Consider the following 765-nt stretch of genomic DNA (forward strand, 5'->3'; position numbering starts at 1 on the left):
GGTCAAAATTCGTACCCGTATAGCCGTCGTCCACGTAGAATTTCGGGTTAGGGAATCCGTGCTCTTTGGCGTATTTCATCAGATATTCTTTCTGGTTTACAATGCTGTTGCTCTCACCTTCCCGCCCGTCATCTGACGACCGGACGAATAGACGTAGAGGAAAACACCGAGAAAAACAGGGGAAATGCCCGATTATCTGTCAAAACTCCGACAAAAAAATGTAGAAAAGATGGCCTGCTCTGGCATACACCACGAAAAAACCGAATATCGAAATCACAAGCCGTGCAGTAACAGACGAACACTCAGCTACTGCGCGGCTTTTTTGTCATACATCGCTTTGCTCTGGCGACACACACAGAGCGCCGGGGCTTTTTTCACTTTATAGGAAATTCTGACCTATTGAGACGCAAAGAAAACTTCCAGAGAAACACGTTTATGGTTAAAGTAAAGTTCTAAAAACAGCATGGCCGTGCCACATTCACATTTTAAAGGGTCATAACCAAAAAAGAAAGGATGGCGGTGCGCCATTGGTTAAAACTTCTGTAAATAGAATGTTTTTCACGGGAGATGGCTCTGTGGAGTTTTTTTGTCAATCTCCCGACGCCTTGCATAAATGCCGCCATAACGGATCATTTTGTAATGCTTTTCGGGGATATGGCGGATCAGGAGTCAATGAATTCCATAACAGGAAGCGTTTCTTCCACATAGGAGTCATCTTCGTGTCGATTATCATGGAAAGTGACAAAGTCGCCATCGTATTTATCA

At 44.2% G+C, this 765-nt stretch carries 1 pseudogene; it reads right to left on the minus strand.

What is annotated here, in order from left to right:
• Positions 1-396: 396 nt before the first annotated feature.
• Positions 397-765, minus strand: a pseudogene (locus tag E5329_RS32955) (transposase); the annotation flags it as partial.

This window comes from Petralouisia muris, from assembly GCF_004793545.1.
GTDB lineage: Bacteria > Bacillota > Clostridia > Lachnospirales > Lachnospiraceae > Petralouisia > Petralouisia muris.